General features: G+C 66.5%; 17 protein-coding genes. 6 read left to right on the top strand and 11 right to left on the bottom strand.

Annotated features, from left to right (window positions below; translation table 11 throughout):
- Nucleotides 1-45 precede the first annotated feature (45 nt).
- Nucleotides 46-690: a TetR/AcrR family transcriptional regulator gene (locus J3E61_RS31195; protein ID WP_210086513.1), complete on the top strand. Its 645-nt coding sequence runs from the start codon at nucleotides 46-48 to the stop codon at nucleotides 688-690.
- A 24-nt stretch (nucleotides 691-714) separates the two neighbouring features.
- Here the strand turns inward: J3E61_RS31195 and J3E61_RS31200 are convergent, their stop codons facing one another.
- Together J3E61_RS31200 and J3E61_RS31205 are read right to left on the bottom strand one after the other, a co-directional pair.
- Nucleotides 715-1368 (bottom strand): HAD family hydrolase, encoded by a 654-nt coding sequence (locus tag J3E61_RS31200; protein WP_210086765.1) that lies wholly within the window; start codon nucleotides 1366-1368, stop codon nucleotides 715-717.
- 23 nt (nucleotides 1369-1391) lie between these two features.
- Nucleotides 1392-1841, bottom strand: coding sequence for a hypothetical protein (locus tag J3E61_RS31205; RefSeq protein ID WP_210086514.1), 450 nt, complete (start codon nucleotides 1839-1841; stop codon nucleotides 1392-1394).
- Between the two features lie 128 nt (nucleotides 1842-1969).
- Here J3E61_RS31205 and J3E61_RS31210 point away from each other — a divergent pair, with 128 nt between their 5' ends.
- Nucleotides 1970-2332, top strand: coding sequence for a hypothetical protein (locus tag J3E61_RS31210; protein WP_192722728.1), 363 nt, complete (start codon nucleotides 1970-1972; stop codon nucleotides 2330-2332).
- Here J3E61_RS31210 and J3E61_RS31215 read toward each other — a convergent pair.
- From J3E61_RS31215 to J3E61_RS31235, 5 genes are all read right to left on the bottom strand, one after another.
- Nucleotides 2325-2738 (bottom strand): cupredoxin domain-containing protein, encoded by a 414-nt coding sequence (locus J3E61_RS31215; RefSeq protein ID WP_210086515.1) that lies wholly within the window; start codon nucleotides 2736-2738, stop codon nucleotides 2325-2327. The genes J3E61_RS31210 and J3E61_RS31215 overlap by 8 nt on opposite strands.
- Before the next feature lie 82 nt (nucleotides 2739-2820).
- Nucleotides 2821-4050, bottom strand: coding sequence for an acyl-CoA dehydrogenase family protein (locus J3E61_RS31220; protein ID WP_210086516.1), 1230 nt, complete (start codon nucleotides 4048-4050; stop codon nucleotides 2821-2823).
- A gap of 11 nt (nucleotides 4051-4061) precedes the next feature.
- Nucleotides 4062-5078: an LLM class flavin-dependent oxidoreductase gene (locus J3E61_RS31225; RefSeq protein WP_210086517.1), complete on the bottom strand. Its 1017-nt coding sequence runs from the start codon at nucleotides 5076-5078 to the stop codon at nucleotides 4062-4064.
- Nucleotides 5075-6382, bottom strand: coding sequence for a glutamine synthetase (locus J3E61_RS31230; protein ID WP_210086518.1), 1308 nt, complete (start codon nucleotides 6380-6382; stop codon nucleotides 5075-5077). The genes J3E61_RS31225 and J3E61_RS31230 overlap by 4 nt, the downstream gene beginning before the upstream one ends.
- Nucleotides 6379-7809, bottom strand: coding sequence for an APC family permease (locus tag J3E61_RS31235; RefSeq protein WP_210086519.1), 1431 nt, complete (start codon nucleotides 7807-7809; stop codon nucleotides 6379-6381). The genes J3E61_RS31230 and J3E61_RS31235 overlap by 4 nt, the downstream gene beginning before the upstream one ends.
- Nucleotides 7810-7885: 76 nt before the next feature.
- On the opposite strand from J3E61_RS31235, the gene J3E61_RS31240 reads away from it, so the two are divergent.
- Complete coding sequence (locus J3E61_RS31240) at nucleotides 7886-8713, top strand: metal ABC transporter substrate-binding protein (RefSeq protein ID WP_192723847.1); 828 nt, start codon at nucleotides 7886-7888, stop codon at nucleotides 8711-8713.
- 36 nt (nucleotides 8714-8749) lie between these two features.
- Nucleotides 8750-9301: a winged helix-turn-helix domain-containing protein gene (locus J3E61_RS31245; protein WP_192723846.1), complete on the top strand. Its 552-nt coding sequence runs from the start codon at nucleotides 8750-8752 to the stop codon at nucleotides 9299-9301.
- A 4-nt stretch (nucleotides 9302-9305) separates the two neighbouring features.
- Here the strand turns inward: J3E61_RS31245 and J3E61_RS31250 are convergent, their stop codons facing one another.
- From J3E61_RS31250 to J3E61_RS31265, 4 genes are all read right to left on the bottom strand, one after another.
- Nucleotides 9306-9704: a hypothetical protein gene (locus J3E61_RS31250; protein ID WP_192722722.1), complete on the bottom strand. Its 399-nt coding sequence runs from the start codon at nucleotides 9702-9704 to the stop codon at nucleotides 9306-9308.
- 14 nt (nucleotides 9705-9718) lie between these two features.
- The gene (locus J3E61_RS31255) at nucleotides 9719-10390 is read right to left on the bottom strand and encodes a DUF1275 family protein (protein ID WP_192722721.1); all 672 of its coding nucleotides are present in this window, start codon (nucleotides 10388-10390) and stop codon (nucleotides 9719-9721) included.
- A 15-nt stretch (nucleotides 10391-10405) separates the two neighbouring features.
- Nucleotides 10406-11512, bottom strand: a complete 1107-nt coding sequence (locus J3E61_RS31260) for a glycosyltransferase (RefSeq protein ID WP_210086520.1) — start codon at nucleotides 11510-11512, stop codon at nucleotides 10406-10408.
- Nucleotides 11513-11665: 153 nt separating this feature from the next.
- A complete protein-coding gene (locus J3E61_RS31265; protein ID WP_192722719.1) occupies nucleotides 11666-12577 on the bottom strand; it encodes a dienelactone hydrolase family protein in 912 nt (303 codons plus the stop codon).
- An 18-nt stretch (nucleotides 12578-12595) separates the two neighbouring features.
- Between J3E61_RS31265 and J3E61_RS31270 the strand changes: the two genes are divergently transcribed.
- Together J3E61_RS31270 and J3E61_RS31275 are read left to right on the top strand one after the other, a co-directional pair.
- On the top strand, nucleotides 12596-13519 hold the full coding sequence (locus tag J3E61_RS31270; RefSeq protein ID WP_210086521.1) for an SDR family oxidoreductase: 924 nt from the start codon (nucleotides 12596-12598) through the stop codon (nucleotides 13517-13519).
- A gap of 88 nt (nucleotides 13520-13607) precedes the next feature.
- Nucleotides 13608-15392 (top strand): amidohydrolase family protein, encoded by a 1785-nt coding sequence (locus J3E61_RS31275; RefSeq protein WP_210086522.1) that lies wholly within the window; start codon nucleotides 13608-13610, stop codon nucleotides 15390-15392.
- Nucleotide 15393: the final 1 nt, after the last annotated feature.

The following is a 15393-nucleotide window of genomic DNA, read 5'->3' on the forward strand; positions in this document are numbered from 1 at the left end:
ATTGAGGTATCATTGAGTGTAATGAATACACTCAGGGTCACCTAGATGACGGCGCCTGTCAAGCGGGGGTACCGCTCGCACCTGCGGGCAGCCCAGGCGGTCGAGACGCGACGGCGGATCGTAGCCAGCGCGGCTCGGCTGTTCGTCGAGCAGGGATACGGGACCACCACGGTCGATGCGGTCGCTGAGGCCGCAGGCGTCAGCCGTAAGACCGTGTTCACCGCCGTCGGAAGCAAACTCGATCTGCTCACCACCGCGGTGGACTGGGCGGTGGCCGGCGACGACGAGCCCGTGTCGCTCGCCGATCGAACGACGATGCGACAACTTCTGCAGCAGCGCGATCCCGGCATCCTGTTGACCGGATTGGCGCACTCGTTCACCGCGATCAGCGTCCGTGTCGCGCCGCTGTACGGCGCGTTGGAGGCGGCCGCAGGTACCGACCACGGCGCGCGTGCCGTGCTCGAACAGTCGCACCGCCGCCGCCTCCGCGATGCCCGCAGGGTTGCCGAGCGGTTGCGGGATCTCGACGCGTTGACCGGCGACCTCACCTACGAGGAGGCAGTCGACCTGGTGTGGTTGGCGATGGACCCGGCGTTGTTCGACCGGCTGGTTCGGATGCGCGGCTGGGCCGCTGAAAGATTCGAGGAATGGTTGGCAGAAGACCTGTGTCGACGCCTGCTCGGCGGATAACCAGAACCCACCCCCTGCGGTGAACTACTTCGCCAGTTTGGCGATCAGCGTGTCGCCGATGTGCTCGCACAGCTCCTGAGCGTCCTCGAAAACCGCTTGGGCACCGGCCGTTTCGAGCTCGCCGCGTGACACGCCGCCGCTGAGGACGGCGATGGTGGGCACTTTGGCGCGATTGCATGCTTCGACGTCCCATACGGTGTCGCCGACGAACACGGCGTGGTCTGCGTCCACGCCGGCGCGTTCCATCGCGACGTCCACGATGTCGGGCTTGGGCTTGGCCGTGTCGACGTCGTTTGACGACGTCACCGCCGACACCAAACCGTCACTGGCCAGCACCTCACGCAGGATCTTGAGCTCGTCCTCGGGTGCCGACGTCGCCAACACGACCTGCAGGCCGAGCCCGTCGACCGCCCGCAGCAGGTCACGTGCCCCTGGCAGTGGCTGCAACAGCGGCACCATCTCCTTGTAGTACCGGGAATGCAGGTCCTTCAGGCGCGAGCGGGTGTCCTCGTCGGCTTCGTCGGCCAGCGTCTTCACCAGCGTGGAGCCGTCCATCCCGATCGACCGGTGAATCCGCCAGGCCTGCACGTCGACTCCGGCCTCATCAAAGGCTCGATACCACGCCTGCACGTGCAGATAATTGGAATCCACCAGGGTGCCGTCGATGTCGAACAGCACGGCTGGCCGGTTGCCTCCCGAGGTCACAACCGATGCCGCTTGGTGGTCGGCGTCTGCGTCCGAACCTGCTGCGTCTCGGCACCTTCTGGGCCGTCGAATTCACCCTTGGGGCCCTGATCGTCGCTGCGCTTGGGGTCGAGGGCGTCGGCCCGCTCCCGGTGTGCCTCCAGCTCTTCGCGTGAGGCGCTCGCGGCGTCGCGATGGGTGCGCGCGGTGTCCTGCAGGCGCGCCGCTTCGGCGGCTTTGACTTCGGCCTCGGCCTGGGCCGCGCGCGCCCTCGCCTCGGTCTCGGCGGCGACGGCTTCGCGCTTTTGGACATGCTCGCTCTTCTGGCCGATCTCCTCACGCAACTGTTCTGCCTGCGCATGCCTGCGCTTGTTGCGGGCGCTGCGGGCCAGGAAAGCCACCAGTGCAATTACTATGATCGCCGCCACCACGGCGACAACGATCCAGATAACAGAGTTGCTATCCACGTCGGCTCCTTCTGTCGGTCGGGCCGCTTCGTGATTGACGAACCCGCTAATTCGCCGGATGCCCTACCGGGCCCACGCCTAAACCGAAATCCCGTATCACCGGGCATGTCAGGGGTAGCCTGACACGCATGGTGGCGACGATGTCCGAATTGCGCTGTTCCTTCTGCGGCAAGCAGCACACAGAGGTCGGCAAGCTCGTCGCGGGGCCCGGTGTCTATATCTGCGATGAGTGCGTCAATCTCTGCGTCGACGTCATGGCCGAGGCGACGCACACAGAGCCGCCATCGCTGCCCGAGTGGGCCACGCTATCGGATGACGAACTGCTGCAACGTATTCCGTTCATCGCTGCGTCAGCCGCCAACATCGAGGCGGGCCTTCGCGATCGTGTTGGGGAACTGCGCGAGCGCGGCGTTTCGTGGGCGCGTATCGGCACAGCGCTGGGCATGACCCGCCAGTCGGCGTGGGAGCGGTTCTCCCCAAGGGCTACTTGACGATCAGGGTGCCGTGCATCGACGGGTGATAATTGCAGTGGAAAGCGTATTCGCCCGGTTCGGTCGGCGCCGTGAACGAGCCCTGCTCCTTGCCGTCGACATCCATGTCGAACTTACCCGCGGCGTCTGAGGTCACCGAATGCTCGACGGTGTCGTTGTTCTTGACGTTGACCTGCGCCCCGCCGGTGACGGTGATCGGAGCGCCGAAGTTCATGTCCGCAATGGTGATCGTCGCTGCGGTTGACGCCGCGGGCGCGCTGGACTTGGTTGCCTCCCCCGACGGACTCGAGGTGGCGGTTGCCGTGCCGGTCTGCGAATCCTGGGAACCACCGCTCGACCCGCCGCATGCCGTGGCCAGTGCTGCAACCAGACAAATGCCTGCGCAGAACAAACCGAATCTTTTCATCGTGACCCCTCTCGATCGGACCTTCGGGAGAGACACGAGTACCCGGTGGGTTTAGTTCACATTCGCCTGGGCGTCGAGTGGCTCAGAAGTAGCCGTTGGCTGGCGGCCATACCCCGTTGACCGCGTAGTTGCCCGCCGAATAAGCCTTGTAGGCCAACGGATTATGGCTCGCCACCGTCCTGGCGTTGCGCCAGTGTCGGTCCAGGTTCAGTTTGCGCGCGGTTGCTGACGCTCCCCCGGTTTCGAACAGCCGCTCGGCCGCCGCGAGCGTGAGTCTTTCGGCGACCAGCTGCGCCTTGGCGATCGTGATCGACAGTTCGGCCAGGGTCTCGGGGTCGGCCTGCCGTCCGGTGTCGACCACTGCGTCGATCGCCGCGGCGGCGGTGAGCACCAAGGCTTCTGCGGCGGCGGCGTTGGCGGCGATATCGCCGACCGCGGCGAGGATGAACGGATCGCCCGACGCGGAGTCGGCCAGCGAATGCGAGGCGGGCCGGGCCCGGTCCCGCACGTATGCGACCGCATCGTCGTACACACCGTGCGCAATGCCTGCTGCCACCGCGGCCAGGTAGAGCTGAAGGAAAGCCGTCGAGTGGCCCAGATGTTTGCCGTCGGACACCGTGGTCACCTCGAAAGGCTCGACGACAACATCCGTGAACCGGGTGCCCCCGCTGGCGGTCAGCCGCTGGCCGAAACCGTCCCAGTCGTCGTAGAGTTCGACGCCGAGTCGGTCGGCAGGCACGATCGCTTGAAGATCCCTGCCATCGGCATCCACGGCCGAGACCGCGATCACGTCGGCGAACAGGGTGCCGGTGGAGTAGAACTTGTAGCCGTTGAGCCGCAGCACCCCGCCCGAGTCGGCGAGCAGCGTGGTGTCGGAACTACCGGGGGCCTTGCCGTTGGCGTCGGTGACCGCGTTGCCGAACACCAACCCGGAGTTGACCTTCGGGAACCAGCGCTCACGTTCGGCCTCGGCAGCCCTGTTGCTCAGCAACCGTTCGGAGAATCCGTAGTGAGCCCGAAGTGATTGCGCCACATTGGAACTGCCGCGAGCAATCTGGATGACAGCAGTGAACACATCGCGCGCGGCCCCGCCGGGCCCACCGTAGCGGGCCGGAACCCGCAGGCTCAGCAGCCCGGCGTGGCGCAGTCGTTCGACGGCGCCATACTGCAGCACGCGTTCGCGCTCGGCGTCGGCGTCCGCGCGGCGCAACTCGTCGACGATGTCAGGCAACCGCGCCAACCGCTCAGCGATCGAGCCGCCGAGCGGCTGAGCAGAAAATGCGGGGCGGGCCCCGATCGCTTCAAGCGTCAATGTCGTCTCCTTTAGCGAAAATGCCGGATTATGTTGTCCGCGAACCGTTCCAGCTCCGCCTCCAGCGGCTGGAACTGCAACATGAACAGCTCGATGCCTGCGCCGTTGAACGCCTCGATGCGTTCGATGACCTGGCGGTAACTGCCGACCAGCCCCGCGAGTGTCCCGCCGTTGGAGCCGACGCGACTGGCGCCGGCCAGCACCTTGTACATCTGGGTGTTGGGGTCGGTGCCCGAAGAGATCTCGGGCCGCCGTTCAGCGTCGACAAGAGCCTGCAGATACTGCAGCTCGGCTAGCGCTTCCGCCTCGGTGTCACGTGCGATCACGAAGGCGGACAAGCCGAACCGCAACGGCGCGCGGTCGCGAGGCCGCGCCCGTAAGTCGTCGATGAGGTCGATCGTCTCCGGCAGCGGTCGGCCGTTGATGAAGAACACATCGGCATGTCGGGCCGCCAGCACGCGGGCCGGTTCGGACTCGCCGCCGAAGTACACCGGCAATGCTTCCTCGGGCGTGGGACGGATCAGGGCGGGTTGGCCGCCGCGGCCCGTGATGTCCACCTGCTTGCCAGTCCACAGGTCCAGTACCGTTTCCAGCCATTCGCGGGTGTAGGCGTACCGATCGTCGTGATCTGTGGCGTCAAGGCCCAGCGCCTCGAGTTCGGGCAGAAACCAGCCGCTGACGACATTGATCGCGAGTCGGCCACCCGAGATGTCGGCGACATTGGCCGCAAGTTTGGCGAACACCAACGGGTTGAGCAACAGCGGCTTGATGGCGCCGATCAACTCGATGCGGCTGGTGGCCTCGGCCAGCGCCGCCAGCGTCGACCACGTCTCGAGCACGTCGTCCTCCACATTGCTGGGGTGAATGACATGCTGCGCCAACAGCGTTGAGTCGAATCCGGCCTGCTCTGCGCGGATCAGCAGGTCGCGGTTGCGCCGGTAACCCGCGTCGGGCGCGTCGGCCGGATGGTCACGCGCGCCGTGGTTTCCGTACACCGGTGCCCACACTCCGAACCGCGGGGACGTCATGAACTGGTCAGGTAGCGATGGCGTTCCCAGTCGCTGACGTGGTTCGAGTACTGCTGCCATTCACTGCCGGCGATGGCGGCGAAGTCGCGGACGGACGCTTCGCCGAGAATGTCGAGGATGGTGTCGTCCTGGGTGGCCAGCGCCAGCGCAACGCCGAGGGATTCGGGCAACGGCGTGCCGGTGAAGTACAGGTTCCCGCCTTCGGATTGCGGCGGCGGACGCCGCGCCTCCAGCCCGGCGACGACGGCCGCCAGCGCAGAGGCCACCAACCAGTACGGGTTGGCATCCGATGCGCCGCTGCGAAGTTCGATGCGGGTTGCCGACGGATCAGCCTCGATCAGCGATCGCACTGCGGCGCTGCGGTTGTCGCGGCTCCATGTCACCGTCGCTGGCGCGAACGAGTCGGGCACGAACCGCCGATACGCGTTGACCGAATGCGCCCCGAACACGGTGATGGATGGCAGGTGTTCGAGAAGCCCCGCGATCGCGTGCAACGCCACCTCGTTCTCGTTGCCGTCGTCTGAGGCGAAGGCCGGTTCGCCGTCGCGCCACAATGAGATGTGCAGATGCTGGGAGCTGCCGGAGTGCTCGGAGAACGGCTTGGCCATGAAGCTGGCGACCTTGCCGTGCCTGCGCGCCACCTCTTTCGCGGCGTATTTCAACCGCGCTGCGTCGTCAGCGGCTTCCAGCGCATCGGTGTAGACCAGGTTGGTCTCCACCTGGCCCGGGCCGTACTCGGTCTGGATGCCCTCCAATCGCGTGAAGGCGCCGAGGGTTTCGTTGAGCTCGGTGAGCAGCGGGTCGAGCGCGTTGGCGTTCTCCAGCGAGTACGCGTGGATGTCGTTCTGGAACGGTGTGCCGTCGGCGTTGAGCAGGTAGAACTCCAGCTCGACGCCCACCTTGGCGGTGTAGCCGAGCCCGGCCAGCCGGGACAGCACCCGCCTGAGCACGGCCCGCGGATCGAGTAGCGACGGATTGCGGTCGTGGGCAACGATATCCGCGATGACGTGGCCGACACCCGACCGCCACGGCAGGGGCCGGAACGTGGCGAAGTCGGGCACCGCGAACACGTCGGGATAGCCGCCGTCCCAATTGGTCAACCCCAACCCGTCGATGACGGTGCCGTCGGCGTTCCACCCCAGCGAGGCTTCGCAGAACGCGAAACCGTGCCCCTTCGCGCGGTCGAGGAACTGCCCCGCGGGTATCCGCTTGCCCTGCGCGTGGCCGAACGGATCGCTCCACGCCACCTCGATCTCGGTCAGCGAGCCGTCGGCGAGGACTTGCAGCAGGTCGGTTTGCGTCATGCCGTCACCCGGGTGGCCCTGGCGCCCACAGCCGCCCCGGCGGCAAACGATCCGACCAGCAGGCCGATGATCACCCACGCGAGAATGCTCGAGCCGCCGACCAAGTCCTTGAGATTGGCCAGGATCAGGCCCAGCGACCCGACCAGTCCGACGAGTCCTAGCGCCGGCGCGATGCGCACGCGCCACTGCGAATGCCCCCGCCTGTCGCGGCCGAAGAACACCAGCACGGCGACGCTGGTCGCGATCAGCAGCACCACGAATCCGACCGTCGTCGCGCCGGCGAACCAGGTGTAGAACTGCGCTGCCGGGTCGAGTTTGAATATCACCGCAAGAACGACGCTGACCGCGACGACACCGGAGATCCACAGCGAAGCCTGGTGCGGTGAACCGTGTTTGGTGTGCGGGTAGCTCAGCGACGCAGGCAGCACGTCTTGTTGTGACAGCGCGAAGACATAGCGCGACGCGACGTTGTGGAACGACAGGATGCAGGCGTAGAGGCTGGTGAAGTACAGCACCGTGATGATGTCATTGCCTGCGACGCCGATGTAGCGCTGCGCGGTGTCGGAGAGGAAGGTGCTGCCCGCATCGGTGGCCCGGCTGACCGCCGCCTCGTCGCCCCACCCGGAAACGAGCGCCCAGCTCGTCACGGCATAAAAGACGCCGATCAGGATCAGCGCGGCGTAGGTGGCCCGCGGAATGGTGCGCTCAGGCGTGCGTGCCTCGTCGCGGAAGATCGCGGTTGCCTCGAAACCGACGAAGCTGATCAGCGCGAAGAGCAGACCGATACCGACCGAGCCGCCGAAAATCGCGCCGGGGTTGACGATGCCGGTCGACAGGCCGTGGTCCCCGCCCTGCCCGACGATGACGGCGTCGAGCACCAACACGATCGCGATTTCAGCGGTCAGCAGCACGGCAAGTACCCGGCTGGAGAGCTGGATGTTGCGGTAGCCCAGGAACGTGGTCGCCGCGAATGCGATTGCGGCGAACAGCCACCACGGCAGTGCAGGCCCGCCGAACAGCTCGACGACGGCGGCGCCCGCAGGGCCGAGTAGGCCGTAGACCCCTGCCTCGATCGCCACGTAGCTCACCAGGGCGACGAACGCGATGCCGATGCCTGCGGGAAATCCCAATGCCTTACGCACGTAGGAGAAGAAAGCGCCGGCATCTTCGACATACGGCGTCAGCGCGGTGAATCCGACGGCGAAAAACAGCAGGATCACCGTGGAGGCGATGAAGGTCGCCGGGAAGCCTGCACCGTTTCCCGAAGCGAGACCGAGCGGCACCACGCCGCCGATCACGCCCAGTGGTGCGGCGGCGGCGACGACCATGAACACGATCGCCGCAACGCCGAGGTTGCCCTTCAGCTGGCGCACCGGCGTTGGTGAACGCTCCGCCAAAGCCTCTGGGGTGGTGGTGGTTTCGGACATGGGTGACCGTCCTGTCGGTGGTAGTTGAGCCGACGATAGGGACAACACCATGGGCGACACCACATCTGGAGTCACCGTGAGTCATATGTCGTCACAATTGGACACATTCGCCGGGCTTGCGGGCTGCGCGTGTGTCGGTAGTGTTCGGGCGGTGAGCAGCTCGGTGCGTGCCGTCGGCAGCTTGGGCAAGCGACCGCTGCGGGTTGGTGCCACGCCGGTACCTCACGCCGAAATCCTGGACTTCGTTCGCGAGCCACTCGCCGCGTTAGACATCGATCTGCAGATCGAGATCTTCGAGAGTTTCGATGAGCCGAACGATCTCCTGGTCGCTGGCCGGTTGCACGCCAACTTCTTTCAGTACCTGCCGTTTCTCGACGATTTCAACCGTCGCACCGGCAACGGGCTGGTGCCGGTGGCGCCGGTTCACATCGAACCGTTCGGGTTGTATTCGACGACGATTCCCGAGCTGGCTGCGATTCCCGAGTACGCCGAGGTTGCGTTGCCGTCGGATCCGGTCAACGTGGACCGGTCGCTCGTGATGTTGGACGAGTTGGGGCTGATCGAATGCCGGCCTGCCGACCGGGGCCTGGCGAACGTCGGTGACGTGCGGTCCAATCCACGGCGACTGGTGTTCAAGGAGCTGACCAGTTGGCTGCTCGGCGACGTGCGACGGGACTTCGATGTGGTGTTCCTGTTCGGCAACCAGGCGATGGAATGGGGTGTCGACACCGGCACTGCGCTGTATTGCGACCGGGGAAACCCGGCGTACGCGGAATATCTGGTGGCGCGGCCGGACAATTGCCATAGCCCGGCTGTCCGCGCGCTGGCGGAGGCGCTGAACTGCGAGTCCACCCGCGAGTTCATCACCAACACCTATGCCGGGCAGGTGCTGGCGGCGTTCTGAATTGCGCTCAGCGCGACGTTAACCCTGTCACCTGGGGTGCTGGCCCGCGAGAGTGATCGGGTGTACCAAGCGGCATCGCAGCCAGCACGGCCGTCTGTCGAGACCGTCAGGGTGGTGCTGGTGCTCGACGTGCCCGCCTCTTCTGCCGGGTTGTCTAGGCGCACAGCGCAACTGGCCGATGAGTTCGGCCGCGTGATCGTGCAGTCGCTGCCGGGCGTGCGCGCCCACCGGGCGGTGGTGACGGCTGGCCCGACGCGGACGGCCACCCTTCCGTCGGCCGGCCTGACGATCGACAGGGTCAACCGTGAGGTGCGTCTCGACGGCGAGCGGCTGCGCCTGACCTATCGCGAGTTCGAGCTGCTGTGCTATCTGGCGGAGTTTCCTGGGCGCCCAGTTGCACGTGCCGAGCTGATGCGCGAGGTGTGGCAAGACAGGGCGCCCGGTGGCGAGGTTTCGGTTCGCACGATCGATACCCATGTCCGGCGACTGCGGGCCAAGCTGGGCCAGTACGCGCGGGTGTTGACGACCATCCGCGGTCGGGGCTACCGGTTCGAACCGGCCCCCGGCGTGCGATACCTCGCCGCCTGACGATTTACAGGGTCGCGGTCAGCGGGCCCATCGAACGGCAGACCGGTTGCGGCGGGTTGCCGGTGTTCGCGCAGCCCCGTCCCGTCGCGATGTACGTCGCGCCTGGCCGGTACGGCTGGTAGAACACTTGCGCGGTCAGAATCCCGTTCTGCTGTGCGCACTGGCCGGGGCCGTCGCCGCCCTGCAACTGCACGCACGCCACGGTCATGTACCCGACCGACTGGTCACACGCCGCGAGCGAGAGTGTCGCGGTCACGGCCGTGCCGCTGCCGAGCGGCGAGACGTGCGGCGGGGACAGCGTGTATTGGCACGGCGGCTGGGCCGGTTCGGCGGTTGCGGTGGGCGCGACGGTTGCGAGGCCCACCGTCACCGCGGCGAACAGGACCATCGACGACCGGAACATGTCTGGATGGTAGTTCACCGCAGGTGCCGTTCATCGACGATGAACAGACATAGTGTGACCGCAAGGAACCCGGCGGGCAGCCAGATCGCGTGCACACCCCAGGCCCGACTGGCGAACGCGCCGATCAGCGCCCCTGCCGCGAACGCGACGATCAGCGTGCCGTACACCCCGAACGCCCGGCGCGACTCCGCGTGCTTCTCGACGAAGCCGTCGTATCCGGCCTCGACGAACCGCATCAGGTTGCCGGTGGTGGCCACGGGTAGATAGACGAGTTCACCGACGTTGCGGAACAGGCCGATCTGCATGGCGGCCAGAAACGAGATCGGCACGGTGACGTAGCTGTGCGGGACCGACGCCGGCACGAAGCCGATCGCCGCGAGGGCGACGACCTGGACAGCCATCGTCCACACCAGCGGGCGCGCCACGAAGTGATGCGCGCGGCCGGACTTGATATGCGAGGCCAACCCGACGCCGGCGATGAACGCCAACAGCGGCCAGAGATGGGCGAGCGCCAAGGTCCACTCCCGCTTCGAGGTGTCGATGGCGCCGAAGATCACGTTGGCGGTCTGCACGTTGGCGAACACGCCGCCGCGCGCAAGGTAGGTGTGTGCGTCGAGGAACCCGTTGGCCAGGGTCAGCAGCAGCGCGAACCACAGGCTTCTCGTGCGCTCGGTGTCCGCGGCCATCCGGCCAAAGTAGCGTTAGCTTGCGCCCAGTGCGCTGAGCATGCCCGCCGCAGACCGGGGCCAGGTGAACTGTTCGGCGCGCCGGCGTGCGCTGTCGCGGCGCAGCGCTTCGGGCCTGCTGATGATCGAGGTGACGGCGCTGGCGATTGCGTCGGGATCGTTGTCCGCGGTGGCGCCGCTGTCGGTGGTCAGGATTTCGGCGAGCGCCGACGTGCGGGACACCACGGCCGGTGTGCCGGAAGCGAGCGCTTCCAGCGCCGCCAGCCCGAATGTTTCGTGCGGTCCCGGTGCAAGCGCTACGTCGGCGGTGGCCAGGATGGTCGCGACGGTGTCGCGGCAGCCGATGAAGCCGGTGAAGTCAACGGGCAGGCCGGCGGCCTGACGTTCGAGCCTGGCGCGCATCGGACCCTCACCGACCACCACAAGCCTGGCGTCGACACCCGAATCACGCAGTGCGGCAACGGTATCAATGCTGCGATGGGCATGCTTTTCCACGGAGAGCCGACCACAGTGCACCAGCAGTGTCTGGCCGGGTCGGGCCCAGCGCTGCCGGAGATCCGCTGAATGTCTGCGTGGGTGGAACTGGTCGAGGTCGACGCCGAGTGGCACGGTCATGACGTTGGTCGCGTGGATGCGGTCGAACTCTTCGCGGGCGAACGCCGTCGTGCAGACGATCGCGTCGTAGCTGGCGGCGGTGCGGCGGTTGGCGACGATCGCGATCGACCGCGCGATGCGTGCCGGAAGTATCTGTCCGACAAGGCGATCCAGACGTTCGTGGGAGATCATCACGGTGCCAACGTCGTGTCGCCGGCCCCAGCCGCCGAGCGACCGCAGGGTCAGCCGGTCCGACACCTCCAGCGCGTCCGGTGCCAGCCGTCCGAGCAGTGAGGTGACCGGACCGGGCAGCACCGCGCGATAGCCGCCGGTGAACGGGATCAGCCTGGCGGGCAAGGAAATACGGACGACGCCGGTCGGCAGCTCACGCCACTCCGAGTACCGTCCCGGGACGACGAGGAAGACCTCGTGGCCCGCGGCGCAGTACTCGGCGCCCAGTCGGTCGACGGCCGTGCGCAGGCCCCCCGAGCGCGGGCCGTAGAAATTGGCAACCTGCACAACCCGCATGTGATGAATCAGAACCGGCACGCGTGTTCGGTCAACAACGCGACATCAACCGGCAGGCGAATTAACGGCGAACAGACGCAAAAGGCCCCGACACGCCGGGAAAAAGGGGCACTTTCGGTCTGCTCGCGGTGTGGGCCCAGCTCGCGCGGAAACTCAGCCCACGTATTGGGTCAGCCACTCCTGTACCTTGCGCCACGCGTCGTCGGCCGCGGGGGCGCTGTAGCGATCACCCGTGTCATTGAAGAACGCGTGGTTGGCGTTGGGTTCGGTGACGAGCTGGTGCACCATCCCGGCCTGCTCGAGTGCAGCCCTGACGACCGGCTCGGTGGCGTTCACCCGTTGGTCCTGCTCGCCATAGAATGCAAGCACGGCAACGTCTTTCGAGCCGCGGAAGTCAGGTTTGTCAGGTGCTGGCCCATAGAACGGGAATGCGGCAGCCAGTTGTGATGCACCGGACGCGAGCAGCTGCCAGACCAAGCCGCCGCCCATGCAGAACCCGACGACCGCCAGCTTTTTGCCGGGAACGCGACGCGCCAGTTCGCCGATGCCCGACTGCAGGTTGGCGATGAACTCCTGCGGCGGGATGTTGCCCAGCGCCGCAGTGGCCGCCGCCGGGTCCGTGAACTTCGCGGTTCCGCCCTGCCCGGAGAGCAGATCGATCGCCAGCCCCGAGTAGCCGATGCCTGCGAACCGACCCGCAACCGACCGGACCCAGTCGGTGAGGCCCTTGTTCTCGTGGATGACCAGGATGCCGCCCTTGGCATTCGGCGCTTCCGCCCACGCGGCCTGCAGCTGACCCTGCGGGCCGGCCCACGTGATCGGCTTGGTGGGCAGCGCCTTAGCCGACCCCGGCGGCACGGAAGGAGACGTCGCGGCCCCGCTCGACGTCACCGGCGCGTTCGACGTCGTCTTCTTGTTGTCCCCGCACGCGGCGATCAATGCGGTGGCCGCAGCCGTGCTCACCCCGAGCAGTGCCAGCCGGCGCAGGGCTTCGCGTCTGGACAACAAACCGTCGACATGATCCGTGGCGATTTCTTCGGCGATATAGCGCTGTAGCGGGGTCACATTGGCGAGTATGCCTGTATGAACTGGACGCCGGATGCGGATGCGCTGCGCGGGCGCGTAGCGGTGGTCGCTGGTGCAACGCGCGGGGCCGGGCGCGGTATCGCCGCGGCACTCGGCGAAGCAGGCGCGACCGTGATCTGCACCGGACGTAGCAGCGTCGCGGGCAACGCGCAGTCCGACTACGACCGCCCGGAAACCATCGAAGAGACAGCCGAACTGGTGACCTCCCTCGGCGGCGTCGGCATCCCGATCCAGGTCGACCATCTCGACATCGCGCAAGTGCAGGCGCTCGCCGAGCGGATCGGCAACGACCACGGCGCCATCGACATCCTGGTCAACGACATCTGGGGTGCCGAGGTGCTCAAGGGTCACCCGCCGACGTGGAACCGGCCCATCTGGGAGCACGACCTCAACGACGGCCTACGAATACTGTCGCTGGGCGTCGGTACCCATCTGATCACCGCGCACTGTCTGCTGCCGCTGCTCATCGCGCGCCCAGGCGGCCTGCACGTCGAAGTCACTGACGGCACAAAGGAATACAACGACCGCGAGTATCGGATCTCGGTCTTCTACGACCTGTCGAAGGTCGCGGTGAACAGGCTGGGGTACAGCCTCGGCCACGATCTCGCACAATTCGGTGCCACCGCCGTCGCCGTGACGCCGGGCTGGCTGCGCTCGGAGATGATGCTCGACAACTGGGGTGTCACCGAAGAGAACTGGCAGACCGCACTGGACCCGAACCGGTCCGACGGCCCAACCGCTCCCCCGGGATTCGCGGTCTCGGAGTCGCCGCGGTTCGTCGGACGCGGCGTGGCCGCCATCGCCGCCGACGAGAACCGCGCGCGCTGGAATCAGTGCTCGATCACCTCTGCAGAGCTGGCCCGCGAGTACGGGTTCACCGACATCGACGGCCAGCAGCCGGACGGGTGGGCCGAGGTATAAGGCCAGCTCAGCAACCAAAGTAGACATTTTCTGAAATCTGTTCACCGATTTCGTTGACACCCATCGACCTTGGCTGTTCTATGACTTGGTGAGCTTCGACACGATCATCCGAAACGGCCGCTGGTTCGACGGCAGCGGCGCCCCTTCGGCGGTGCGCAACGTCGGCATCCGCGACGGCCACGTCGTGGCGATCTCACCGGATGATCTTGACGACAAGGACTGCCAACGCGTCATCGATGCGACCGGCAAGTGGGTGCTGCCCGGCATGCTCGACATCCACACCCACTACGACGTCGAGGTGCTCAACGGTCCGTCGCTGTCGGAGTCCCTCCGCCACGGTGTGACGACCGTGATGCTGGGATCCTGCTCGTTGTCGACGATCTACGTGGACGGCGAGGACGCAGGCGACATCTTCGGCAGGGTCGAGGCCATCCCGCGCGAACACGTCATCGCCGCGGTCGACGAGCACAAGTCGTGGACGAACGCCGAGGAGTACATACGGGCGCTGGAAGCGCGACCGCTCGGCCCGAACGTGGCCGCGTTCATCGGCCACTCCGATATGCGGGCAGCCACCATGGGCCTGGATCGGGCGACGCAGAAGAGCGTGCGACCGACCAGAACCGAGCAGGCCCGGATGGAGGAGATGCTCGCAGAGGCGCTGCGGGCCGGCTTCGTCGGAATGTCTTCTCAACAGCTGCTTTTCGACAAGCTCGACGGTGAGATCTGCCGGTCACGCACGTTGCCGTCGACGTATGCCAAGCCGCGCGAGTTGCGCCGGTTGAAGTCGCTGTTGCGGCGCGCAGGCCGGATCCTGCAGTCGGGGCCCGATATTGCGAACCCGGTCAACCTCGGCTCGCAACTCGCACAGTCGCTCGGCTTCTTCCGAAACCCTCTGAAGACCAGCCTGCTGTCGGCGGCCGACGTCAAGTCGAACCCCTACGCCATCTGGGGTATGGGGCCTGCGGCCAGGCTGATCAACCGCCTCGGCGGCAACTTCCGCTGGCAGCATCTGCCCGTGCCGTTCGAGGTGTACGCCGACGGCATCGATCTGGTGGTGTTCGAGGAGTTCGGCGCGGGCGCGGCGGCGCTGCATCTGCGCGACGAGGTGGAGCGCAACGAACTGCTGCGCGATGAGTCCTACCGCCGCGAATTCCGCAAGCAGTACGAGAGCAAATTCGGTGTGCGGGTGTGGCAGCGCGACTTCTTCGATGCCGAAATCGTCGACTGCCCAGACGCATCGGTGATCGGCAAGTCCTTCGGCGAGGTCGGCCAGGACCGCGGCGGCCTGCACCCCGTCGACGCCTTCCTCGATCTCGTGCTGGAGCACGGCACCGCGTTGCGCTGGCGCACCACGATTTCCAACCACCGTCCCGAGGTTCTGAAGAAACTCGCACGCGAGCCCGGTATCCAGATGGGCTTCTCCGACGCAGGCGCGCACCTTCGCAACATGGCGTTCTACAACATGGGCCTTCGACTGCTGCGCCATGTCAACGACGCGCAGAAGGCAGGCAGCCCATTCATGACCGTCGAGCAGGCCGTGCACCGGCTGACCGGCGAGTTGGCCGACTGGTATCGCATCGACGCCGGCCATCTGCGCATCGGCGACCGCGCCGACGTTGTCGTGATCGACCCCGAACGCCTCGACGCGGCGCTGGACGACTACGCGGAGAGCAGCGTCGAGCGGTACGGCGGGCTGTCGCGAATGGTGAACCGCAACGACGACACCGTCACCGCGGTCCTGGTCGGCGGTCGCGCGGTGTTCCTCGACGGCAACGCCACCGACATCGTCGGCAAGCAGCGCACCGGCCGCTTCCTGCGCGCCGCACACCAGACCCCTGCAATTGCGGAAAGCGAGTTGGCAAGTGTCAGTTGAA

Source organism: Mycobacterium sp. OAE908, from assembly GCF_017872775.1.
GTDB lineage: Bacteria > Actinomycetota > Actinomycetes > Mycobacteriales > Mycobacteriaceae > Mycobacterium.

Coding starts and splice junctions, on each gene's coding strand:
- J3E61_RS31250 (WP_192722722.1), bottom strand. CDS start 9,704: ATGTTCCGGTCGTCGATGGTCCTGTTCGCCGCGGTGACGGTGGGCCTC.
- J3E61_RS31255 (WP_192722721.1), bottom strand. CDS start 10,390: ATGGCCGCGGACACCGAGCGCACGAGAAGCCTGTGGTTCGCGCTGCTG.
- J3E61_RS31270 (WP_210086521.1), top strand. CDS start 12,596: ATGAACTGGACGCCGGATGCGGATGCGCTGCGCGGGCGCGTAGCGGTG.
- J3E61_RS31195 (WP_210086513.1), top strand. CDS start 46: ATGACGGCGCCTGTCAAGCGGGGGTACCGCTCGCACCTGCGGGCAGCC.
- J3E61_RS31260 (WP_210086520.1), bottom strand. CDS start 11,512: ATGCGGGTTGTGCAGGTTGCCAATTTCTACGGCCCGCGCTCGGGGGGC.
- J3E61_RS31225 (WP_210086517.1), bottom strand. CDS start 5,078: ATGACGTCCCCGCGGTTCGGAGTGTGGGCACCGGTGTACGGAAACCAC.
- J3E61_RS31215 (WP_210086515.1), bottom strand. CDS start 2,738: ATGAAAAGATTCGGTTTGTTCTGCGCAGGCATTTGTCTGGTTGCAGCA.
- J3E61_RS31210 (WP_192722728.1), top strand. CDS start 1,970: ATGGTGGCGACGATGTCCGAATTGCGCTGTTCCTTCTGCGGCAAGCAG.
- J3E61_RS31230 (WP_210086518.1), bottom strand. CDS start 6,382: ATGACGCAAACCGACCTGCTGCAAGTCCTCGCCGACGGCTCGCTGACC.
- J3E61_RS31235 (WP_210086519.1), bottom strand. CDS start 7,809: ATGTCCGAAACCACCACCACCCCAGAGGCTTTGGCGGAGCGTTCACCA.